The organism is Synechococcus sp. A15-127, assembly GCF_014280215.1.
Lineage (GTDB): Bacteria > Cyanobacteriota > Cyanobacteriia > PCC-6307 > Cyanobiaceae > Parasynechococcus.
The window spans coordinates 1378222-1399466 of record NZ_CP047948.1 but is presented as its reverse complement, the minus strand read 5'-3'; the positions used below and the strand labels follow the sequence as shown (position 1 = coordinate 1399466).

Genomic DNA, 21245 nt, shown 5'->3' with positions numbered 1-21245 from the left:
GACTGGAGGCTTCGCGATGTATGAGTCTCAACGTCAGGAGGGCTGGGGTAGAACCTTCCCGGCCTGCGCTTCAGCTGCAACTCGGCGAAGGTCATCGCAACCCTCTTTGAGTGTTGGATAGGCGAACATCCCACTCCCAGCGATGAAGCAGTTTGCTCCTGCAGCACAGCATTGTGAGATGGTCCAATTGGCTTTGATGCCTCCGTCCACTTCAATATCCACGTTGAGATCGCGTTCGACGATTGCTTTTCTCAGTTCAGAAATCTTGTCCAGCATCGTTGGGATGTAGGCCTGTCCGCCGAAGCCCGGATTCACGGTCATTACCAACACATGATCAACCATGTCAAGAACATTCTTGACCATCTCCATGGGTGTGTGCGGGTTCATCGCTACGGACGGACTTCCACCCAGTTGACGAATGCGTCCCAGAACACGATGCAGGTGTGTGTTGGCTTCGACGTGGGCGATCACAACGCCGGGTTCTCCCTTCGGCCCCTTGGTTGCCTCCACATATGCATCGAGCATCGTTTCGCAGTTGTATTGACTCACCATCAGCTGGGTTTCAAACGGAACATCGCAGTACTTGCGACACGCTTTGATCAGTTCGGGGCCGAAGGTCAAATTGGGAACGAAATTCCCGTCCATCACGTCGAACTGAATACGATCAACACCGGCATCCTCGAGATCCTTCACGCACTGACCCATCTCAGCCCAGTTCGCTGGCAGGACTGACGGAATGATCTGAATGGAGCGATGGGTCGGCGCCATGAACTGACTACCTATTAACTGGTGGAACTTTATAGAACTCCCGGCACGGCAGGACCCATCGGAGCTCACTGATACAGTGAGCCGCGCTCAGACGCCGAGATCCACTGCGGCAAGGGCAAACTGCCCGCCCCGATGGTCTTGCTAACCCCTTCACCCCACATCTGGACTCCCGTGGATCAGACCCTCATTCAGGAAATTCTCGAGATCGTCGAGCAGGCCGCCATCGCTTCAGCCTCGCTCTCCGGCAAAGGCCTGAAGGATGAAGCGGATGCACTGGCCGTCGATGCCATGCGCAAGCGCATGAATCAAATCCAGATGCAGGGCCGCATCGTCATCGGTGAGGGCGAGCGTGATGAAGCCCCGATGCTCTACATCGGGGAAGAGGTCGGCACCGGTACTGGCCCTGGCGTGGATTTCGCCGTTGACCCTTGCGAAGGCACCAACCTCTGCGCTTTCAACCAGCGCGGCTCCATGGCGGTTCTCGCAGCGTCCGACCGTGGCGGTCTGTTCAACGCCCCCGACTTCTACATGAAGAAGCTGGCCGCGCCCCCGGCCGCCAAGGGCAAGGTGGACATCCGCAAATCGGCCACCGAAAACATCAAGATCCTCAGCGAATGCCTGGGTCTCGCCCCCGACGAGCTGAACATCGTGGTGATGGATCGTGCCCGTCACAAAGATCTGATCGCTGAGATCCGTGCCACCGGCGCTCGCATCCAGCCAATCTCCGACGGAGACGTTCAGGCCGCCATCGCCTGCGGTTTCGCCGGCACCGGAACCCACTGCCTCATGGGCATCGGCGCGGCTCCTGAAGGTGTGATTTCCGCCGCTGCCATGCGCGCTCTTGGTGGTCATTTCCAGGGCCAGCTGGTGTACGACCCTGCTGTGGCTCAGACCTCTGAATGGGCTGATATGACCAAAGAGGGCAACCTGGCGCGTCTCGCTGAGATGGGCATCACCGATCCCGACAAGGTCTACGAAGCAGAGGAGCTGGCCTGCGGCGAGCATGTTTGTTTCGCCGGCAGCGGCATCACGGATGGTCTGCTCTTCGATGGCGTTAAGTTCGAAAAGGACTGCACCCGCACAAGCAGCCTGGTGATCAGCAACCTGGACAACACCTGCCGCTTCACCAACACCGTGCACATCAAAGACGGCGCCCAGAGCATTGCTCTGAGCTGATCGTCATTCATTGGTTGAGAGGAACGTCTTCATGCATATCTCCGTCGTCGGCCTCAGTCATCGCACGGCACCGGTGGAGATCCGGGAACGGCTCAGCATCCCTGAGCAGACCATGGAGACGTCCCTCCAATCGTTGAAGGGCAACGATCAGGTGATCGAGGCTTCGATTCTCAGCACCTGCAACCGCCTGGAGATCTACACGCTGGTGCGGCATCCGGACCTGGGTGTTTCCGCCGTCAGCGATTTCCTCAGCGGACACTCCGGTCTGGGGACAAGTGAACTGTCTCCACATCTTTTTAGTTACCACCACGCCGATGCGGTCGACCACCTGATGCGGGTGGCCGCCGGTCTGGACAGCCTGGTCCTGGGAGAGGGCCAGATTCTGTCCCAGGTGAAGAAGATGATGCGCCTGGGACAGGAGCACAAATCCCTTGGCCCGATTCTCAACCGGCTGCTCACCCAGGCCGTCAGCACCGGCAAACGGGTGCGCAGCGAGACCAACCTCGGCACAGGGGCCGTGTCCATCAGCTCCGCTGCTGTTGAGCTGGCACAGCTGAAGCTCGGTCAATCCCGTGGCCTCGATCAGCTGGTCACCCTCGAGAGCGAGCAGATCGCCGTGGTGGGTGCCGGTCGCATGAGCCGCCTGTTATTGCAGCACCTCCAATCCAAGGGTGCCGCTGGGGTGGTGCTGCTGAATCGCACCGTGGAGCGGGCTGAACTGCTGGCCAAGGATTTTCCCGAGCTGCCGGTTCAATGCCGGCCACTCACAGATCTTGATCAATACCTGAGCACCTGTTCCCTGGTCTTCACCAGCACGGCGGCCGACGATCCGATCATTGATGCAGCACGTCTGAAGCCGTTGAACCGTCGCAGCAGGCTGCGTCTGATCGATATCGGTGTGCCCCGCAATATCGCCGCCGATGCGGCTGAGGTGCCCGGCGTGGAGTCCCATGACGTGGACGATCTTCAGGAGGTTGTGGCCCGCAACCAGGAGGCGCGCCAGGCCATGGCACGCGAAGCCGAGCAGCTTCTGAATCAGGAGGCTCAGCAGTTCCTGGACTGGTGGGACAGCCTCGAGGCCGTGCCGACCATCAACCGACTTCGCTCGGCCATGGAAGCGGTCCGAACTGAGGAGCTGCAGAAAGCCCTTAGTCGGATGGGGCCGGATTTCTCCGCTCGCGAACGCAAGGTCGTGGAGGCTCTCTCCAAGGGGATCATCAACAAAATCCTCCACGTCCCAGTGACCCAGCTGCGGGCTCCTCAGTCCCGTCAGGACCGTCAGCAGTCTCTTCGCACCGTCGAGCGCCTGTTCTCGCTGGAGGAGTCCGGGCTGGAATGATCCCAGTCCGCCTCAGTCCCGACCTGATTCGCACCAATCTCGTCGGATCTGACCGGTGATCAGCTCCGATTCCCTGAAACTCCGGTAAGTTCATCCCGCTCAACCGAGTGATCAAGGCATGAAGCGGGTACTGGCGATCATTCTCGGCGGCGGTGCCGGCACCCGTCTTTACCCGCTTACCAAGATGCGTGCAAAGCCTGCGGTGCCTCTGGCAGGCAAGTACCGACTGATCGATATCCCCATCAGCAACTGCATCAACTCGAACATCAACAAGATGTACGTGATGACGCAGTTCAACAGCGCCTCACTGAACCGTCATCTCAGCCAGTCCTTCAATCTGAGCGCCTCCTTCGGCCAGGGCTTCGTGGAGGTTCTGGCTGCGCAGCAGACCCCTGACAGTCCCTCCTGGTTCGAGGGCACCGCTGATGCTGTGCGCAAGTACCAGTGGCTGTTCCAGGAATGGGATGTGGATGAGTACCTGATCCTCTCCGGTGATCAGCTCTACAGGATGGATTACAGCCTGTTCATCGAGCACCATCGCAGCACCGGAGCGGATCTCACGGTGGCGGCTCTTCCGGTTGATCCCAAGCAGGCCGAAGCCTTCGGTCTGATGCGCACCGATGAGAACGGCATCATCAAGGAATTCCGTGAGAAGCCCAAAGGTGATTCACTGCTGGAGATGGCCGTGGACACAAGCCGTTTCGGCTTGACTGCTGATGCCTCGAAGGAGCGCCCCTATCTGGCTTCCATGGGGATCTACGTGTTCAGCCGCGAAACGCTGTTTGACCTGCTGGACAAGCATCCGGGTCACAAGGATTTCGGCAAGGAGTTGATCCCTGAGGCTCTGAACAGGGGTGACAAACTCCAGAGCTATGTGTTCAACGATTACTGGGAAGACATCGGAACCATCGGTGCGTTCTACGAAGCCAATCTTGCGCTTACCCAGCAACCCACTCCTCCCTTCAGCTTCTACGACGAGAAGTTTCCGATCTATACCCGTCCCCGCTATCTGCCGCCGAGCAAACTGGTCGATGCTCAGATCACCAACTCGATTGTTGGCGAAGGGTCCATTCTGAAGTCATGCAGCATTCATCATTGTGTGCTTGGAGTGAGAAGTCGTGTGGAAACTGATGTTGTCCTGCAGGACACCCTTGTCATGGGATCTGATTTCTTTGAATCCAGTGACGAGCGCGCTCTGCTGCGTGAACGTGGAGGGATCCCTGTGGGCGTCGGTCAGGGCACCACGGTGAAGCGGGCGATTCTTGATAAGAACGCTCGCATCGGTTCCAACGTCACGATTGTCAATAAGGATCATGTTGAGGAAGCGGACCGATCTGACCTTGGTTTTTACATCCGCAACGGCATTGTCGTTGTGGTTAAGAACGCCACGATTCAGGACGGCTCAGTCATCTGATTTCGGTTCTTTTTTCGGTATTGCCGACTACAGCGACCTGGTCAATCCCTTATTCCTGACACAAGGCATCGAATGTGCGGCCGGATCCCGATCTGACGCTCACACTGGCGTCAGTTGTCAGTGGTCCCTAAGACCATGTCCCAGTCTCACTTCGGTCTGATCGGTCTCGGCGTGATGGGGGAGAACCTCGTCCTCAACGCCGAGCGGAACGGATTTTCCAGTGTTGTTTACAACCGCACTTACGCCAAGACAGAGGAATTCCTGAACGGTCGCGGACAGGGCAAGAACATCCAGGGAGCCACCGATCTCCAGGACTTCGTCAGCAAGCTGGAGCGTCCCCGCCGCATCCTGATGATGGTCAAGGCCGGGCCTGCTGTGGATGCAGTTGTGGATCAGATCTCCCCGTTTCTTCAAGAGGGTGACCTGCTGATTGATGGTGGCAACTCCGACTACCACGACACCGAGCGCAGGGTGCAGGAGCTGGAGAGCAAGAGCTTCGGCTTCATCGGCATGGGTGTGTCCGGTGGTGCCAAGGGTGCTCTGGAAGGACCGAGCATGATGCCTGGTGGCACGAAGGCGTCCTACGACGCCATCGAGAGCCTGGTGAACAAGATGGCGGCTCAGGTGGAAGACGGCCCCTGCGTCACCTACATCGGCCCCGGTGGTTCCGGCCACCTGGTGAAGACCGTTCACAACGGCATCGAGTACGGGATCGAGCAGATCCTTGCTGAGGGTTACGACCTGATGAAGCGGGTCAAGGGCATGAGCGGTGTGCAGATGGCCGATGTTCTCGGTCAGTGGAATGCCACCGAGGAGCTGTCCTCCTACCTGGTCGAGATCACCGAGGTCTGCCTGCGCACCAAGGATCCAGAGGATGGCGCGGATCTGGTGGAGAAGATCATGGACCAGGCCGGTCAGAAAGGCACCGGTCTCTGGACTGTGGTCACAGCGCTGCAGATGGGTGCGCCTGTCCCCACGATCTATGCGTCTCTCAACGGTCGCGTGATGAGCTCCCTGAAGCCTCAGCGTGTTGCCGCTGAATCGATCCTCAAGGGTCCCTCCATCAAGGATTTTGATCTCGGGACTCCAGCTGACGCCATGGCTCCGTTGATGGACGCCACGGTTCTCAGCTGCATCGCCAGCTATGCGCAGGGCATGGAGCTGCTGCGCATCGCCTCCCATGATCTGGATTACAAGCTGCACATGCCGTCCATCGCCCAGATCTGGAAGGGTGGCTGCATCATCCGGGCGCGACTGCTGAAGCGCATTCAGGACGCCTTCGATGCGGATCCCGAGCTGTCCAACCTGATGATCGATCCCTGGTTCGCGGACCAGATCAACCGTCGTCTCCCCGGTCTGGCCAAGGTGGTGGCCGGCGCCGCCGAGTCCGGTATCCCCGTTCCCTGCTTCAGCAGCACCCTCGATTACATCAACAGCTACCGCAGTGGCCGTCTGCCCCAGAACCTGGTGCAGGCCATGCGCGACTGCTTCGGCTCCCACACCTACCAGCGGGTGGACAAGGACGGCAGCTTCCACACCGAATGGCTCAGCTGAGCTGAACGGTGATGACCACTTACCGCATCGAACGGGCGGGCGATCCCGCCTCCCTCGCCCGCCGGGTCTCCGAAACCATCGCGACCCAGATCAGCCTGGTGCTCGATCAGCGGGATCGCTGCAGGATCGCTCTCTCCGGAGGCAGCACGCCGGCCAAGGCGTATGCCCTGCTCGGTCAGGAACATCTCCCCTGGGAGCGGGTTGATGTCGTCCTCGGCGATGAGCGTTGGGTGGCCGCCGACGATGAATCCAGCAATGCCCGCATGCTGAGAAACACCCTGTTCGACGGAGGGCCTGCGTCATCGGCCAGCTTCCATGCGGTTCCGACCGTGGAACTTCCCGATGCCGATGCCAGCGCCGCTGCCTTCGCGGACCTGGTCAGCCGCATCTGTCCAGGCGAGCCGCCGGTCTTCGATCTGATGCTGCTCGGCCTCGGGGACGACGGTCACACGGCGTCGTTGTTTCCCGGTACCGAAGCACCGGGTGTCACGGATCGATGGGCCACCGTGGGGCGAGGCAAGGGACTGGACCGGATCACTCTCACGGCTCCGGTGCTCAGCGCCGCTCGCCAGGTGATCTTTCTGGTCGGAGGTTCCGCCAAGCAGGAGGCCCTCCGGCGACTGATGGATCCGCTCGAATCGGCGGAGCGCACCCCCGCCCGCCTGGTTCAGCCTGCTAATGGTGTCCTGATCCTTGCTGATCAGGATGCATCCGCCGGCCTCTGAACAGGTTCTTGTCCAGGGAGGCGGTTTCGCCGAATGGGCCAGTCTCAATGACACGATCATGGGGGGGCGCAGCCGGGCGGGCTGTCGCGTCACCCCCGATGGACTTCTGCTGGAGGGAGAGCTCGTCGAGGCCGGCGGTGGCTTCGTCAGCTGTCGCTCGCCCCGGCTGCAGCCTCCATTGGATCTCTCAGCCTTCTCGGCTCTGCAGCTGGATGTCGAAGCGGAAGGTCGCACCCTCAAGATCGCTCTCGGCTGCCGAGATGGTGCTCTTGGGCTCACAGAGCTGATTCCCGGTGGTTTGCGCTGGGTGATCGATGTTCCAACCCAGACCGATGGCATCACCCGGTTGACCGTTCCCTTCCGTGATCTGCATCCCACCGTCCGGGCCAAGCCAGTGGGCCTGCCGCTGCGATTCGACGCCAGTGGAGTCACACGGATCCAGGTGCTGCATTCGAAGTTCGGGGAATCCGGAGAGCTCAACCCAGGATTCCGCTCCGGACCGATCCGCCTGCTGATCCGATCCATCTGGGCCCTGCCCTGAACGGATGGATCTTCTGGTGCTGATCGCCAAGGCTGCGGATGTCTGCCTCAAGCCCTACAGCCATGCCGTGGTGCCCGCCGATCCCTCCGCGCCTGGGGACCTGGAGGACCTGACGGTTCGGATCGAGTGCCGTGACGCCGAGGGGGCACGCCATTCCGATCGCGATCTGGACCTTGAGATCTATCGCAGCGGTGACGAGATCAACCTGATGTTGGCCTGGAGGGATCAGCCGGAACGGCCGATGCTCTGGCAGGGGCGTCATCCGGTTTGGATGAACGGTGACACCGGTGTGCGCTGCCAGGGACCTGAGGATGCGGCTTCGCTCGAGGCCCTCGGCCGGCGACTGCGCTCCCTGCTGCAGCCGGACTGATCAGTCCGGCTGATCGGTGACGGCGCCTTTGCTCGAACTCGACACCAGGCGGGCGTACTTGCCGAGGATTCCCGTGCGGTAACGCGGTTCCGGACGGATCCAGGCCGCGCGCCGCCGCTCCAGTTCAGCGTCGTCCACGTTCAGCTGCAGCAGCAGCTGATCGGCATTCACCGTGATGCTGTCGCCCTCCTCAACCAGCCCGATGGTGCCCCCGACGGCAGCTTCCGGTGCCACGTGCCCCACCACGAGCCCGTAGGTGCCACCGCTGAAGCGGCCATCGGTGATCAGAGCCACCTTGTCCCCAAGTCCCTGGCCGACGATGGCGGAGGTGGGGGCGAGCATTTCACGCATGCCGGGGCCGCCCACAGGGCCTTCGTTTCGCACCACCAACACATCACCGGCCTGGATCTGCTTGTCGAGGATGGCCGCGAGGCAGTCCTCCTCGCTCTCGAACACGCGTGCCGGACCCGTCAGCACCGGAGTTTTCACACCGCTGATCTTGGCCACACTTCCCTCTCTGGCCAGGTTGCCCTTGAGGATCGCCAGGTGCCCCTTGCCATAGAGAGGATTGTTCAGCGGACGGATCACGTCCTGACCGGCAGGAGGTTCCGACGGCACGTCGGTGAGCAACTCCCTGAGGCTCTTGCCCTCCACGGTGCGGCAGTCGGCATGAAGCAGGCCGGCATCCAGGAGCAGCTTCATCACCTGGGGGATTCCACCTGCCCTGTGCAGGTCCACGGTCACGAAGCGACCGCTGGGTTTGAGGTCGCAGATCACCGGCACCCTCTGACGGATCACTTCGAAGTCATCGATGCCGAGTTGCACGCCCGCGGTGCGGGCGATGGCCAGAAGGTGCAGCACCGCATTGGTGGATCCACCCACGGCCATGATCACGCTGATGGCGTTCTCAAATGCCTCCCGTGTCAGGAGATCCAGCGGCCGGATGTCGGCCTTCACCGCTTTCAGCAGCACCTCGGCGGAACGGGCCGCACTGTCCGCCTTCTCCTCATCCTCCGCCGCCATGGTGGAGCTGTAGGGCAGGCTGAGTCCCATCGTCTCGATGGCTGCGCTCATCGTGTTGGCGGTGAACATGCCGCCACAGCTGCCGGCTCCGGGGCAGGCATTCTTCTCAACTGCCGTGAGTTGCTCCTCGTCGATCCTGCCGCTGGTCAGCTGACCCACCGCTTCGAAGGCACTGACCACCGTCAGATCGCAACCTCCGAGCTTTCCGGGCTTGATCGTGCCGCCGTAGACGAACACCGAGGGGATGTTCATCCGAGCCATCGCCAGCATGGCGCCGGGCATGTTCTTGTCGCAGCCGCCGACAGCAAGCACCCCATCCATGCTCTGGCCGTTGCAGGCGGTTTCGATGGCATCGGCGATCACTTCCCGGCTCACCAGGGAGTACTTCATGCCTTCGGTGCCCATCGAGATGCCGTCGCTGACGGTGATGGTCCCGAACATCTGGGGCATGCCGCCGGCCTGCCGGGCCGCTTCCTCAGCACGCCGCGCCAGATCGTTCAGCCCGATGTTGCAGGGCGTGATTGTGCTGTAGCCGTTGGCGATGCCGAGGATCGGCTTGCCGAAATCCTCATCACCGAATCCGACAGCCCGCAACATGGCGCGGTTGGGGGAGCGCTGGATTCCCTTGGTGACGGCATCGGATCGAAGCATGGGCCTGAGGGCTGAGCCTGTGGCGATTTGGCCAACCTACCGATCGTTCAGTCGCCACCCCCCAAGCTCTCCAGCTGACGCCTCACATCGGCGATGGCGGCATTCAGTTTCTCCACCCGTTCCTCGAGATGCTGGTTGTGATGGTGTCCATTGCCGCTGGGGTCGAGGACCTCGGATCCGTCCTGCATGCGCGGGGCGTAGAGCATTGCCTTCTGATGGCCGATCCGCCGGCGGCGATCCGCTTCGTTGAGAAGCCACCAGGCCAGGCCTGCGGCTCCGATCACCGCTCCGGTCGCAAGGGTGGCGATGGTTCCTGGAGCGGAGTCGTGCTGCTGCACCATCACAGGTCGTCAGGTGATCACAAACTAGTCACGGCCTGCTGTTCTGAGATTCAGGCGTCGTGAAGGGTCACCGATGCCCGGAACAATCTCTCCCGCGTCGTTCAGATCGGGGTCGATGCAGGCGGTGTGCAGGGTGAGATCCGGAATGGCCTCGCCGATGCGCTTCAGTCCTGGGCTGGCACAGACGGCGGTGACCAGCCGCAGGCGGCGTCCGTCGATGCCGCGGTCGGCCAGTTGCTGGAGCAACGCCAGCGTGCTGAAGCCATCGCTGATCGTGTCCTTGAAGACGATCACACCGGCGCGGCTTTCGATCGCAGCGGGAACGCCCTCCAGGCAGAGGGCGGCATCGGGGAGAACTGAGCGTGCTCCCTGCCAGAGTTCCAGGCCTGCCGGCAGAACAGGCATGGCGAGCAGCGGCACGTCCCGTTCCACGACGGTTCCCTCGGTTTCGCCCTGATCGGTGAGCACGGCTTCCCTGCGGTGCGGCAACCAATCGCGCAGGGCCTCGTAGCTGAGCCAGCGTCCGAGTTCCTGCAGAGCTGTGGCGTAGAGCGCCGGAGGGGTCTCACGGAACCGGAGCACCGTCAGCCAGTGGCCGATCAGTGGGTGGGGCGGTACCACCACCCGCAGGGTCATGGCCATGAACGTCGCTTCTCAGGCAGCTGCCATAACGTGAGCTGACAAGCTACCGGCCCTAATGCAAGCCCTCCTTCGCCCGGCTCCCCTGCTGGCGGCGCTGCTGGTCGCTCTCACGTCCCTGCTGTGGTCCGGCAGTGCCGATGCCATCACCGCTCCGGAGCTGCGCGGGCAGCGTGCCGTGCAGGAGATCACCGCCGACATGCACGGCCTTGATCTCAAGGAGAAGGAGTTCCTGAAGGCGGATCTGCGTGAGATCGATCTCAGTGGCACGGATCTTCGCGGTGCCGTGATCAACACCTCTCAGCTGCAGGGAGCGGATCTGCGCAATGCCGACCTGTCCGACCTCGTCGGCTTCGCCAGCCGGTTCGACGGTGCTGATCTGCGCGGTGCGAATTTCACCAACGCCATGCTGATGCAGAGCCGGTTCGCCGATGCCCGCATCGACGGAGCGGATTTCACCAATGCCGTGCTCGATCTGCCCCAGCAGAAATCCCTCTGCTCACGGGCCGACGGCTCCAACCCAGTCACCGGTGTCTCCACCCGTGAGAGCCTCGGGTGTCGTCCCTGAACCCAGCCACCATGCCAACCCGTCTGCCGGTGACCGTCATCACCGGTTTCCTCGGTGCAGGGAAAACCACGCTTCTGCGCCATCTGCTGACCACCAGTGGTCAGAGACTTGCGGTGATGGTCAACGAATTCGGCAGTGTCGGGCTGGATGGTGATCTGATCCGCAGCTGCGGTTTCTGTCCGGAGGATGAGCTCGAGGGGCGTCTCGTGGAGCTCAACAACGGTTGTCTCTGTTGCACGGTTCAGGACGACTTCCTGCCGACGATGGAGCGTTTGCTGGAGCGGGCGGATCACCTCGACGGCATCGTTGTGGAGACCAGTGGTCTGGCACTGCCGCGCCCGCTGCTTCAGGCCCTGGAGTGGCCTGCGATCCGCAGTCGCGTCCACGTCAACGGTGTGGTCACCGTGGTGGACGGTGAAGCCATGGCCGGAGGACATCCGGTTGCGGATCGGGAGGCTCTGGAGAAGCAGCGGCTTAATGACCCGAGCCTGGATCACATCACTGCCATCGATGAGTTGTTTGCCGATCAACTGGGTGCAGCTGATCTGGTGCTGATCAGCCGGGCGGATCTGGTGACGGACGACAGCATGGAGAGTGTGCGCTCTTCGCTCGCGTCTCAGGTTCGCGATGGCACGCCGCTGCTGCCCGTTCGTCAGGGGACGATCGATCCAGCTGTGGTGCTCGGCCTTGTTCATCGCGATGAGCATCAGGCTGATCACGATCACGACCATGACCATGACCATGACCATGACCACCTCGATCACAGCCATGTGGAGATCGTTGGTGGTCTGGTGCGCTTTGCCGGTGCCATCGACCGCGCTCAGCTGGAGCGCCTGCTGCCCGACCTAGTGAGAGGTCATGGCGTCGTTCGACTCAAGGGCCGCGTCTGGTTGGCAGGGAAAACCCTCCCGCTTCAGATCCAGATGGTGGGCCCGCGTCTCAACAGTTGGTTTGAAGCTGCGCCGGCCACGGCCTGGCATCCGCCCCAATCGGTTGGACTGGATCTGGTGGTGCTCTCCTTCGAGGAGACCGCGGCCGCCGCGATCCAGACGGCTCTTCAGAGCGTGGTCACCGCGACACCGGCAAGGGCAAGCACTGCCGCCAGCATTCCCAGCGGTTGAATCGCATCGCCTTCCAGGGGAGCGATCAGAAGGGCCATCACCGGTGCCGTTGCCATCAGGGTCACCCCTGGCCCCACCGGTAATTCACGGAACACCAGTTGCTGCAAAGCAATACCGACGTTCGTGCCGAGCACGGTCGCCATCACGATCCTGAACCATGGACCCCGCCGGGTGCCCAGCCGGTTCCATGGAGTCTTTCTCAGAACAGGCATCAGCACCAGCCAGCCGCCCAGCAGTCGGATGGCTGCCGACTGCAGCGGCGACAGGCTGGTCTCCAGCAGCACATGGCGGGCGAGGAAGGCTCCAGTGAGTCCGCTGATCACCGCCATCAGCGACAACATCAACCCATGGATCACCGGAGTGTCGCCGGAGTCCGACCGGTTGGACTCCGAACTCTGAAGCGCCACCAGCAACACGGCTGAGCTGACGAGCACGGCGCCAATCCATGCTTTCCAAGGAAGAGTGTCCTGCATCAGCAGCACGGACCCGACACTTCCGAGCACGGGCCCGACCGCTTCCACCGTGAGCGTGCGACGGGTGCCCAACCGTCGCAGCGCGGCCAGATAGAAGCTGTCGCCGATGGCGATGCCGATCACCCCGCTGAGCAGCAGGAGTGCAACACCCCGTTCGTTGTCACCCCAGGGAAGGCTCACCAGCACGGGGAGGAACAGCAGGGTCGCCAATCCGTTCTTGACCGTGTTGAGCTGCAGTGCGGAGCCGCTGCTCGAGACAGATCGCCAAAGGCTGCTGGCTGTGGTCCAGACCATGGCCGCTCCCAAGGCTGCGAGCAGTCCGGCCATGTCGTCATGTCTTGGAGACCGCCAAAGTCTGGCGCCACCGGTCTGGGGCCGGGAGACAATGACGTTCAGTCTCTGTTGGTCACTGAATGCTGCTGGATGCTCTCAACCGACTCTCGGGTCAGTGGCAGGTGAATCTTGAGACTCGCGTGTCGCGGACAGAGCTGTATGAGAAGCGGATCGCATCCTCGAGGCCGTCCCTCGGATTCTTCGTGCTGCTGATCAGTTCGGCGGTGATCGCCACGCTCGGACTGATCTCCAACAGCACGCCCGTGGTGATCGGAGCCATGATCGTTGCTCCATTGATGGATCCGATTCTCAGCCTTTCCTTCGGCCTTGCGGTCTCTGATGACAAGTTGATCCGGCGTTCCTTTGTGACCGTGCTGCTCGGGGTGAGCACGGTCGTTGTCACGGCGGCCTTGATTTCTTCTCTTCTCGATATCACTCACGTTCAATCGGAGATCCTCGGTCGCACCACACCGAATCTCATCGATCTGGGAATTGCAGTGGCGGCGGCTGTGGCGGGTTCGTTCTCGATGACCAGGGAGAGACTGTCGAGTTCCATTGCCGGAGTTGCAATCGCGGTTGCCCTGGTTCCACCGCTATGTGTCAGCGGGATCGGGCTGAATCTCGGTCATGAGATCACCGCCGTGTTCGGACGCGGCAGCGTGACAGGACTCTCCAATCAGGTTGCGGAAGGCTCGTTTCTGCTTTTTCTGGCCAACCTGATCGGCATCGTTGTTGCCAGTTTGATGGTGTTCCTGATTCAGCAATACGGAACGATCACCCGATGCTGGCGCAATCTTCTGATCTGGCTTGGATTGCTTGGACTGCTGTGCATTCCATTGTCATCGTCTTTGCATGATTTCAGCCTCACCCAGGAAATGAATGCTCAGTTCAGCCGATTCAAGGCGGGTAAGGTTGAGCGTCTGCCTGTGATTCAGAAGAACCCGGGGTTATGGCGACGGGTCCGCGTGATGTACAGCAACGTCAGGGTGGTCAACAACAAGGCGGTGGTGGATCTGGTGATTAACGTTCCCCAAGCCCTGGCGAAGAATGACCAGGCGTTCGATCGCATCATGACCAGTCTGGTGGAACGCTCGAAGGACTACGGACTGGATGACACCGTTGTGAATGTGAACGTGATTCCCAACCTCAGTCTGAGTTACAGCTCCAGGGGGTCGGAGGGCTGAACGCCGGGTATCACGGTCTGAATCAGCTCTGAACTGAGCCTCCACAACGCCGTTGCCTTGGCTTGATCGCGGGCCTCCGCACTGGTGTCCACCGCCTCGAACCGATGTTGTCCCGGTCGGGTTAGGTGGTTGCTGAAGTAGTGGAAGCCAGGATCCGACCAGCGGTTGTCGACGCAGAGATTTGCCAGAAGTTCTCCGGCCTGAGCCGGGGTCTCCGTCAGACGCAGCACGTCCCTGGCCAGAAGGGCGAAGAGGGTCATCCCCAGAGGATTGCAGGCGCGACTGGTGCGGAAGAATCCCTCAGGTCCACGAGGAATCACGAGCCCAGGACTCCAGCTGAGCACAGGAAACGGGGTGCCCTGAGCCTCGAGCCGACGGCTCAGTTCCCGCCCGAGCAGAACGTTGCAGAGCTTGCTGTCCTTGTACGCCTTGTCGGCGTCGAACTTGCCCCCGTCCACCATGGCGAAACCGGTACCGCTGCGCAGACCATCGAGGCTCCCCAGATCGGCCGGTCGACCCACCCGACCACCACCGCTGAGCGGATTATGGACATCCGAGGCAGTGATCACAGCCCTCGGCTGGTGGCCACGCTTGAGCAACGGCAGCAGATTCTCAAGCAGTCGCTGGTGTGCCAGCTGGTTCACGGCGAAGGTCAGCTCGATGCCTTGCCGACTCCACTGCGGCGCCAGGGTTCCTGCCAGCTGCAGACCCGCATTCAGAACCAGGGTGTCAATGACGTCTGCTTCATCGATCAGCTGGCGACTGATCCGATCCACAGCTTCCAGGTCAGCGAGGTCAGCGACCAGGATTCGCGGTGACGGACCCAGTTGCAAGCGGGTCCGTGCTTCCGCCTGCTCCGATCGGCACAGCAGCGTCAGTCGATGCCCCATGGTTTGAAGACGTCGTGCCGCTTCGGCTCCGATTCCAGAGCTGGCTCCGGTGATCAGCAGGTGCCTGGCGTCATTCATGGTCGTGCACCCGGAACACGTAGAGCTGAGCGTCCCGTTCGCTCACCACGTAAAGCCTGCGTTTCACCGGATCGAAGGCAACGCCTTCGGATTTGCGGATCTTCGCTGGTTTCTGATCGCTCTCCAGGTTCAGATCCAGACGTTGCAGAACCTGATCGGTGGACCAGTCGTAATGAAACAGGCACTGGCCTTTGTCGCTGGTGATCCAGAGCGTGTCACGGGTGCTGTCGTGGCTCAACCCGGAGAAGTCGAGCTTGTCCGGGTTGACGCGTGGATGTTCGAAACCGTTCGTGGCTGTGAGAAGACGTGCGGCGATGATTGCTCCGAGGTCCGGGCTGATCTCGATGAGCACCCCCGGGCGACCTTCCTTCACGACGAACACGTGGTTGTTCCTGCTGTTCACCGTGATGCCTTCCAGTCCCTTGTTGTCCGGCGGATCAGGAAAGTGATGGGCCACCAACCCGTAGTTCTCCATGGCGGCCAGCGGTCGGCGGCTGATCTCTTTCCGGCTTGCGATGTCGACCGTGATGATCGAATTGGTGTCCTCCTGGACAGCCAGCAGGCGGCTGCCATCAGCGCTGATCGCGATGCCCTCGAGATCGTCGACACCGATGAAGAAAGATTCGCTGATCCTCAGCCGTCCCTTGAGGTCGAGCTTGAAGATCGCCTTGGTGTCGTCACTGACGGTGTAGAGCGCGGTGCCTTCAGTGTTGAGGGTGAGTCCTGACGGTTCGTTGAGGCCGGCTCCTTTGTCGAGAATGCGATGTTCGCCGATCAGGCTCAGCGTCAGTTCCTCAGGCCCGGCCATGGACGGATGGTTGAAGGTGCTCAAAGCATTTCAGCTGTCGTGGGGACGGGAAAGTGCCCAGATCACCCTGAACGATGATCGGAATTCATGCCGCTGATCGATGCCAAGCATCTGCGTGTACTGCGGATCCAGGGTTGGCCATGACCCGTCTCACCGGCAGGCGGCAGAGGAACTCGCTGCGGTTCTGCTGCGCCATCGACTCGGGCTGATCTATGGCGCTGGGCGAATCGGCCTGATGGGCGTGCTGGCGGACGCGATGCTTGCTGGAGGAGGGGACGTGATCGGTGTGATCCCGCGCGCACTGATGGATTCGGAGGTCGCCCATGCGGGCCTCAGCCGTCTTGAGGTGGTCGAGTCGATGCATATCCGCAAGGCGCGGATGATGGAACTGGCTGATGCGATGGTCGCGCTGCCCGGTGGCCTCGGCACGCTCGAGGAGTTGTTCGAGGCGCTCACCTGGGCACAGCTCCGATTCCACAGCAAACCCTGCGGGCTGCTGAATGTGCGGGGCTATTTCGATCCGCTGTTGACCTTCCTCGATAGGGCTCTAGAGGAGGGGTTCATCTCCGCTGAGAACCGCCGGCTTGTGTCGGTGGAGTCTTCTCCGGCCCAGCTCCTGGATGTCCTGCTGAAAACCCTCTGATGGCTGAGGAGATGCGCGTCGTCATGCTGAGCGGAGCCAGCCGTGGCATCGGTCGTGCCATCGCTCAGGCTCTGCTGAAGGAGGGGCATCTCCTCAGCCTCGGTCTGCGCGACGTTGAATCAGCAGACATCGGCGATCTGGCGGATTCAGGGCGTGTGTTGCTTCAGAGGTATGACGCGGAGGATCCGGCATCGGCCGAGTCGTGGGTTGAGGCGACGGCTGCCTGGGCGGGACACGTGGATGCTCTGGTGCATTGTGCCGGCATCCTGCGGCGGACCCCGCTTCTTTTCTCTGAAGGGGAGCAGCAGGACATCGAGGCACTCTGGCGAGTGAATGTGATGGGCCCCTGGTGGCTGACTCGTGCTGCCTGGCCCCATCTGGTGCGCAGCCGGCGAGGACGGATCCAGGTGCTGGTCTCGATGAGTGGACGACGCGTGCGTGGAGGCATGGCGGCCTATCCGGTCAGCAAGTTCGCCTTGATGGGGCTTTGCCAGTCCATGCGGAATGAAGGCTGGCCCCATGGAATCCGCGTAACCGCTTTCTGTCCCAGTTGGGTCAACACCACGATGGCCGCTGGAATCAGCCAGGTGAGCTCGGATGACATGACGCAGCCTGACGATCTCGCGGCGATCTCAGCGCTTCTGCTTCGGTTGCCGGCTGCCAGTGTTCCCTTCGAGGTGGCGGTGAACTGCAATCTGGAAACGTGATCCCTACGGCTGTTTCAGCTTCGTCGCAGCCATGAGGGTGCTCCTCCGAACCAATCCTCGAGATCATCCCGATCGGCATGAAAGTTGCCATCCGGCTCGCTGCACCCGAGATCCAGATCCTGAAGCAGAACGTCCTCCTGGAGCGGACGCTGTCGCTGTCGCTGGCGGCGACGGGCCCGTCGCAACCAGGCGGCCACGGTCGAATCATGGTCAGCGAACGTGTGCAGTTCGATCCGCTCGGCAAGGGTCACCTGGCAGCCGGAGGCCATGCGTCGCAGGATTGCCTGCAGGCGGAGACGAGTCTGTGTGGTCAGCATCGACCTTTGCCACTGCACAACCTGTTAGGGCTTCTGCGCCCATGACGCACTAGGCCCATGGAATCTCTCCAGGGTTGTCTCTCCGTTCACAAGCCCGGCCATCCCCTCGTCTGAGGCTGATCCCTGTGGCCGATGGTCACCTTCGCTCGCGACGGCGTCCAGATCCGCTTCAGCAGGCTCAGCATCAGTGCGATCCACAGCAAGAGCAGTACGGCAAAGCTGCCATGAACGATCCAGTCCGGCAGCAACAGCCGGGCTCCCCAGCTCACGTTGCGGACAATCCCCGACATCAGCACTGGGATCACCGAACCGAACCAGCCGATGCAGACACTGAGCAGAAAGCGCAGCACCATGCCGGTACGAGCTCCGATCATCATCACTTCATCTCAGCGGCTGTCGGCGTGATCCATCCACACGCTTGAATCTCCCAGATGATGAACTCCGACTGCCCCATCTGCGCCCTGCATGTCGAGCCGGCCATGGTGGGGAGCTACGAGATTGAACGGTCCGGGCTCTGGATTCTCCGCCATCACCCCGATCCGGCGCCACTGGTCGGTTGGTTGCTCCTGGACAGCCTGCGCCATTGCTCAGGCCCGCTCGCGTTCAACGCGGAGGAAGCCGCCGACTGGGGGCGGGCCGTTCGTGATGCCAGTGTTCTTGTTCAGGACCTCACAGGCTGTGATCGGGTGTATGCCATTGCCTTCGGCGAGGGCGCACAGCATCTGCATCTACATCTGATTCCCCGTTTCCTGAACGAACCCGCCACGGCCGCATGGTCCGTGGCAGATCACTACCGGGCTGTGGCGGGTGGGGATCGCCAGGCCGCCGGACCAGCCGCGGTTCAGCAGCTGGTCCGACGTGCCAGGACGGTTACCAGTTGACGAATCCGCCGCCGTAGCGCGCATTGGCGAAGCCACCGCCGCCATTGCCCCAGCCGCCGCCGCGGGCATTGCCGAAGCCGCCGCCACCGCCGCCGCCGTTGGCCCAGCCCCGGCCACGACCGTTGCCCCAAGCGGCGATCTGCAGGTCTCCATTGCTATGGCTGTCGAGGAACTCCTGCCAGCCACTGGCTTGATCACGGGCGCTGGCGATCCGGGCTTCGATGCTGTTGTCCGCTTTTTGGTCTGTGTAGGTGCCGGTCTCGGCGAGGGCACTGAAGGTGCTCCAGGAGCTGAGCAGAGCCAGAACTCCAAGCAAGGTGGTGGTTTTCATGGGATGTAAGGGAAATGGATGGATTCAGGAGCAGGACTCACTCGTCCTTGCCGATGCCGGCCACCGTGCCGAGCACACTGTTGTAGTAAGCCGCGATTTTGTCGGCCTCGAGGCCGACGGGGCTGTCGGGACCGATCGAGGAGTTGATGATTCGGGTGCTCTCCTCATCTCCGTCGACATAGCCCTGCAACAGCTGGCCGATGGCGAGGTTGCCTGACGCCAGCAGTGCATCGTTGCCGTGGGTCACCGCACAGCCGACACCTGCTCGGCCGTAGGGACGGTCCGGAACCATGTTGCTGCCGGGGACTTCGGCCATGTTGGCCTTGCTCCAGAGTGCACCTCCGGCAATGGTGGCGATTTCACCGTCCTTCAGGGCTTTCAGAGCTGCATCGGGGGAATCGAATCCCTTCGCGTCGGCTTCGGGGAGCTGGCTTTCAACAAGGTTGGCCGGAATGCTGCCGGTGATCACTCCGATCTGCTTTCCCTTCATGGATTCAGGAGTTCCGTCCACGCCTTCGGTGGTGAGCAGTCGCATTCCGCCCACGGCGAAAGGAATCGTGTAGTTGATCTGCCTGGAGCGTTTCCATGAGAAGCCAACGCCACAGACGATGTTGGCTGTTCCGCTGGTGAGGGCGTTCTTGGCCTCTGAAACGCTGCCGACCTCCACATAGCTCAGTTCCGTTGTTGCATTCTCCTTCGACTGTTCTTTCTGAATGGCCTTGAGCACGTCAACAGCCAGGCCTGTCCATGCGTCGCCGTTCTTTTTGCTGTAAGGCAGGGCATCGTTGATGACGACGGCTTTCAACCCCACGGCACCGCCGGTGGCTGATGTCGTGGTGTCTTTGGTCTGGGAGCTGCAGGCCGCAAGGCCCAGCATTCCAACAGCCAAAGCGGCAGGAAGGATCTTCATCCGTCTGATCGGTTGAACTCCCCGTTGCTAACGGATTTGTATCGGATGCGACGTATTGCGCAAAACAGCTTGATGAAGTGTCAGTTGTCTTCCACCAAGTGATCCTTCCGCTTGCCTTTTCGCTTGCGAGGGAGATCCGCGTGCAGGTCGCCCATCGGCCAGCCAAGTTGATGCAGGTGCCGGATCACCGGTGCATCAGCTTCGAAATAATTGCTGCCGTAGGTGGTCTTCAGTCCGATTTCCTTGAGGGTCAGCAGCAGGAGCCGTTCTTCACGGCGCGTTCCCCGGCGTGCATCGACCAACTGAAACCCACGGGCCTCGAAATCGCTCTGAACCGAGCCGATGTCTTCGCTGTAGCCGATGGCAATCGTCTGATCGATGCCGCGCAGAAAGGTGAAGATAACGGCATCCGGTTTCGCTTCCAGATCCTGGAATCGTTCTGTCAGCGCAATGACGGCGTCCATCACCGGTGCCTGCAAAGCCTGTTCAATCAGTGCGAATTCCATGGTCAGAGACCTCCGATGGCAAGGCGTTCGTCGCAGGCCGTTTCGTAATTGCGGATGGCGGCGCTGGGGATGGAGCCGTTGCTCTTGAGCTGCCGGATGGAGAGTTCGACGCACTGAAGCACAACGCTGGTGAGCTCGCGGCCCTCACACAGGGCCCAGCTCCGCAGCAGCACATGCAGGCTGGGCGGCACGGAAACCGTGAGCTTCACCTGATTCTCGCGGGTGGCGGTTTTGATCATCAGCGGCTCTTCTGAGCAACCCAAAAGTAGCTCAGCAGTCGCCAGCAAGCAACTCATAAGCATCTTGGAGGTAGCTTCGGGGCGCATTCAGGGTGTCTGCGCAAGAATTGCTGCTGACGCAAGGTGGACATGCGGCTCTGGCTCCTTCTGGCAGCAGCGCTTTTCAGCTCCTCTCCGGTGCGAGCCGCCGGTGGTGATGACGCCTGGGACTGGTACACGGGAATGACGCCTTTCGAGCAGTGCGAGGAGTATCTGCTCGGGGATCCTTATATCGAGACTGTGCTGGCGCAAGACCTTTCAGGCTGCGCTGAAGTTTTCGGCCTCCCGCAGGTCATTGAGCCCTGAGGAGCACCATTTAAATAAGAAAACGGAGAGGGCGGGATTCGAACCCGCGGAGGCTTGCACCTCGCTGGTTTTCAAGACCAGAGCCATCAACCACTCGACCACCTCTCCTTGATGTGACCAAGATCACTGCAGAATATTAGCAAGGCTTTTGCGGCTGTTCATGAGTCTTGCGTTCGATATGTCGCCATACTTGATCGAAGAATGGTTTCTGCTAGTGAAAAGCGGGATATTTGATGATCAACAGGGGGATTTCGCCTCACGAGATTCTTATATCTCTACGTGATGAAGGTGATCTCCTGGCTGAGTCAATCAAGCAAGATCTATGGTCTCTCGCTCTCGCAATGTGGTGATTGGACTGTGGGTCAGTCTC

The 21245-nt window shown here is 61.2% G+C and carries 27 protein-coding genes and 1 tRNA gene; 14 read left to right on the top strand and 14 right to left on the bottom strand.

Going from position 1 to position 21245, the window contains the following annotated elements; all coding sequences use genetic code 11:
* Nucleotides 1-33: 33 nt before the first annotated feature.
* Complete coding sequence (gene rpe / locus SynA15127_RS07320; RefSeq protein WP_186483514.1) at nucleotides 34-768, bottom strand: ribulose-phosphate 3-epimerase; 735 nt, start codon at nucleotides 766-768, stop codon at nucleotides 34-36.
* A 171-nt stretch (nucleotides 769-939) separates the two neighbouring features.
* Here rpe and glpX point away from each other — a divergent pair, with 171 nt between their 5' ends.
* The 7 genes from glpX to SynA15127_RS07285 all read left to right on the top strand — a co-directional run bounded on the left by glpX (nucleotide 940) and on the right by SynA15127_RS07285 (nucleotide 7887).
* The gene (glpX, locus tag SynA15127_RS07315; RefSeq protein ID WP_186483513.1) at nucleotides 940-1944 is read left to right on the top strand and encodes a class II fructose-bisphosphatase; all 1005 of its coding nucleotides are present in this window, start codon (nucleotides 940-942) and stop codon (nucleotides 1942-1944) included.
* A gap of 31 nt (nucleotides 1945-1975) precedes the next feature.
* Entirely contained in the window at nucleotides 1976-3283 is a 1308-nt protein-coding gene (locus SynA15127_RS07310) for a glutamyl-tRNA reductase (protein WP_186483512.1), read from the top strand.
* Nucleotides 3284-3401: 118 nt separating this feature from the next.
* Nucleotides 3402-4697, top strand: coding sequence for a glucose-1-phosphate adenylyltransferase (locus SynA15127_RS07305; protein ID WP_186483511.1), 1296 nt, complete (start codon nucleotides 3402-3404; stop codon nucleotides 4695-4697).
* A gap of 135 nt (nucleotides 4698-4832) precedes the next feature.
* Nucleotides 4833-6251: an NADP-dependent phosphogluconate dehydrogenase gene (gene gndA / locus SynA15127_RS07300; RefSeq protein WP_186483510.1), complete on the top strand. Its 1419-nt coding sequence runs from the start codon at nucleotides 4833-4835 to the stop codon at nucleotides 6249-6251.
* A gap of 11 nt (nucleotides 6252-6262) precedes the next feature.
* On the top strand, nucleotides 6263-6976 hold the full coding sequence (pgl, locus tag SynA15127_RS07295) for a 6-phosphogluconolactonase (RefSeq protein ID WP_186483509.1): 714 nt from the start codon (nucleotides 6263-6265) through the stop codon (nucleotides 6974-6976).
* Entirely contained in the window at nucleotides 6957-7517 is a 561-nt protein-coding gene (locus tag SynA15127_RS07290) for a CIA30 family protein (protein ID WP_186483508.1), read from the top strand. The genes pgl and SynA15127_RS07290 overlap by 20 nt, the downstream gene beginning before the upstream one ends.
* 4 nt (nucleotides 7518-7521) lie before the next feature.
* Nucleotides 7522-7887: a hypothetical protein gene (locus tag SynA15127_RS07285; protein ID WP_186483507.1), complete on the top strand. Its 366-nt coding sequence runs from the start codon at nucleotides 7522-7524 to the stop codon at nucleotides 7885-7887.
* Here SynA15127_RS07285 and ilvD read toward each other — a convergent pair whose 3' ends face one another.
* Genes ilvD through SynA15127_RS07270 form a run of 3 tightly spaced genes read right to left on the bottom strand, consistent with a single transcriptional unit; the run spans nucleotide 7888 to nucleotide 10544 of the window.
* On the bottom strand, nucleotides 7888-9561 hold the full coding sequence (gene ilvD, locus SynA15127_RS07280) for a dihydroxy-acid dehydratase (RefSeq protein ID WP_186483506.1): 1674 nt from the start codon (nucleotides 9559-9561) through the stop codon (nucleotides 7888-7890).
* 47 nt (nucleotides 9562-9608) lie between these two features.
* Nucleotides 9609-9902, bottom strand: a complete 294-nt coding sequence (locus SynA15127_RS07275; RefSeq protein WP_186483505.1) for a hypothetical protein — start codon at nucleotides 9900-9902, stop codon at nucleotides 9609-9611.
* 24 nt (nucleotides 9903-9926) lie between these two features.
* Entirely contained in the window at nucleotides 9927-10544 is a 618-nt protein-coding gene (locus SynA15127_RS07270; RefSeq protein WP_186483504.1) for a uracil phosphoribosyltransferase, read from the bottom strand.
* A gap of 55 nt (nucleotides 10545-10599) precedes the next feature.
* Here SynA15127_RS07270 and SynA15127_RS07265 point away from each other — a divergent pair, with 55 nt between their 5' ends.
* Entirely contained in the window at nucleotides 10600-11109 is a 510-nt protein-coding gene (locus SynA15127_RS07265; protein ID WP_186483503.1) for a pentapeptide repeat-containing protein, read from the top strand.
* An 11-nt stretch (nucleotides 11110-11120) separates the two neighbouring features.
* Nucleotides 11121-12230 (top strand): cobalamin biosynthesis protein CobW, encoded by a 1110-nt coding sequence (gene cobW / locus SynA15127_RS07260; RefSeq protein WP_186483502.1) that lies wholly within the window; start codon nucleotides 11121-11123, stop codon nucleotides 12228-12230.
* Here cobW and SynA15127_RS07255 read toward each other — a convergent pair.
* Nucleotides 12167-13030 carry a DMT family transporter gene (locus SynA15127_RS07255; protein WP_186483501.1) on the bottom strand — a complete coding sequence of 288 codons (864 nt, stop codon included), beginning with the start codon at nucleotides 13028-13030 and terminating at the stop codon, nucleotides 12167-12169. The genes cobW and SynA15127_RS07255 overlap by 64 nt on opposite strands.
* A gap of 86 nt (nucleotides 13031-13116) precedes the next feature.
* Between SynA15127_RS07255 and SynA15127_RS07250 the strand changes: the two genes are divergently transcribed.
* Nucleotides 13117-14220, top strand: a complete 1104-nt coding sequence (locus SynA15127_RS07250) for a TIGR00341 family protein (RefSeq protein ID WP_186483500.1) — start codon at nucleotides 13117-13119, stop codon at nucleotides 14218-14220.
* On the opposite strand, the gene SynA15127_RS07245 is transcribed toward SynA15127_RS07250, so the two are convergent.
* Nucleotides 14193-15188: an SDR family NAD(P)-dependent oxidoreductase gene (locus tag SynA15127_RS07245; protein WP_186483499.1), complete on the bottom strand. Its 996-nt coding sequence runs from the start codon at nucleotides 15186-15188 to the stop codon at nucleotides 14193-14195. The genes SynA15127_RS07250 and SynA15127_RS07245 overlap by 28 nt on opposite strands.
* Entirely contained in the window at nucleotides 15181-16020 is an 840-nt protein-coding gene (locus tag SynA15127_RS07240; RefSeq protein ID WP_255475428.1) for an SdiA-regulated domain-containing protein, read from the bottom strand. Before SynA15127_RS07240 ends, SynA15127_RS07245 begins: the two co-directional genes overlap by 8 nt.
* 76 nt (nucleotides 16021-16096) lie before the next feature.
* On the opposite strand from SynA15127_RS07240, the gene SynA15127_RS07235 reads away from it, so the two are divergent.
* Together SynA15127_RS07235 and SynA15127_RS07230 are read left to right on the top strand one after the other, a co-directional pair.
* Nucleotides 16097-16639, top strand: a complete 543-nt coding sequence (locus tag SynA15127_RS07235; protein WP_186483498.1) for a TIGR00730 family Rossman fold protein — start codon at nucleotides 16097-16099, stop codon at nucleotides 16637-16639.
* On the top strand, nucleotides 16639-17346 hold the full coding sequence (locus tag SynA15127_RS07230) for an SDR family NAD(P)-dependent oxidoreductase (protein WP_255475427.1): 708 nt from the start codon (nucleotides 16639-16641) through the stop codon (nucleotides 17344-17346). The genes SynA15127_RS07235 and SynA15127_RS07230 overlap by 1 nt, the downstream gene beginning before the upstream one ends.
* A gap of 14 nt (nucleotides 17347-17360) precedes the next feature.
* On the opposite strand, the gene SynA15127_RS07225 is transcribed toward SynA15127_RS07230, so the two are convergent.
* Together SynA15127_RS07225 and SynA15127_RS07220 are read right to left on the bottom strand one after the other, a co-directional pair.
* Entirely contained in the window at nucleotides 17361-17663 is a 303-nt protein-coding gene (locus tag SynA15127_RS07225) for a hypothetical protein (protein WP_186483497.1), read from the bottom strand.
* Nucleotides 17664-17749: 86 nt separating this feature from the next.
* Nucleotides 17750-18037 (bottom strand): hypothetical protein, encoded by a 288-nt coding sequence (locus SynA15127_RS07220; protein ID WP_186483496.1) that lies wholly within the window; start codon nucleotides 18035-18037, stop codon nucleotides 17750-17752.
* Between the two features lie 60 nt (nucleotides 18038-18097).
* Between SynA15127_RS07220 and SynA15127_RS07215 the strand changes: the two genes are divergently transcribed.
* Nucleotides 18098-18544, top strand: a complete 447-nt coding sequence (locus SynA15127_RS07215; protein ID WP_186483495.1) for a diadenosine tetraphosphate hydrolase — start codon at nucleotides 18098-18100, stop codon at nucleotides 18542-18544.
* Here SynA15127_RS07215 and grrA read toward each other — a convergent pair.
* The 4 genes from grrA to SynA15127_RS07195 form a co-directional block, all read right to left on the bottom strand.
* Entirely contained in the window at nucleotides 18534-18875 is a 342-nt protein-coding gene (gene grrA / locus SynA15127_RS07210) for a GrrA/OscA1 family cyclophane-containing rSAM-modified RiPP (protein ID WP_186483494.1), read from the bottom strand. The genes SynA15127_RS07215 and grrA overlap by 11 nt on opposite strands.
* A gap of 37 nt (nucleotides 18876-18912) precedes the next feature.
* A complete protein-coding gene (gene grrP, locus SynA15127_RS07205; protein ID WP_186483493.1) occupies nucleotides 18913-19785 on the bottom strand; it encodes an extracellular substrate binding-like orphan protein GrrP in 873 nt (290 codons plus the stop codon).
* An 80-nt stretch (nucleotides 19786-19865) separates the two neighbouring features.
* A complete protein-coding gene (locus tag SynA15127_RS07200) occupies nucleotides 19866-20291 on the bottom strand; it encodes a hypothetical protein (protein ID WP_186483492.1) in 426 nt (141 codons plus the stop codon).
* Between the two features lie 2 nt (nucleotides 20292-20293).
* Nucleotides 20294-20530: a hypothetical protein gene (locus tag SynA15127_RS07195; RefSeq protein ID WP_043691242.1), complete on the bottom strand. Its 237-nt coding sequence runs from the start codon at nucleotides 20528-20530 to the stop codon at nucleotides 20294-20296.
* 129 nt (nucleotides 20531-20659) lie between these two features.
* Here SynA15127_RS07195 and SynA15127_RS07190 point away from each other — a divergent pair, with 129 nt between their 5' ends.
* The gene (locus SynA15127_RS07190; protein WP_186483491.1) at nucleotides 20660-20875 is read left to right on the top strand and encodes a hypothetical protein; all 216 of its coding nucleotides are present in this window, start codon (nucleotides 20660-20662) and stop codon (nucleotides 20873-20875) included.
* Nucleotides 20876-20898: 23 nt separating this feature from the next.
* Here SynA15127_RS07190 and SynA15127_RS07185 read toward each other — a convergent pair.
* A tRNA-Ser gene (locus SynA15127_RS07185) sits at nucleotides 20899-20983 on the bottom strand.
* Between the last annotated feature and the right edge of the window lie 262 nt (nucleotides 20984-21245).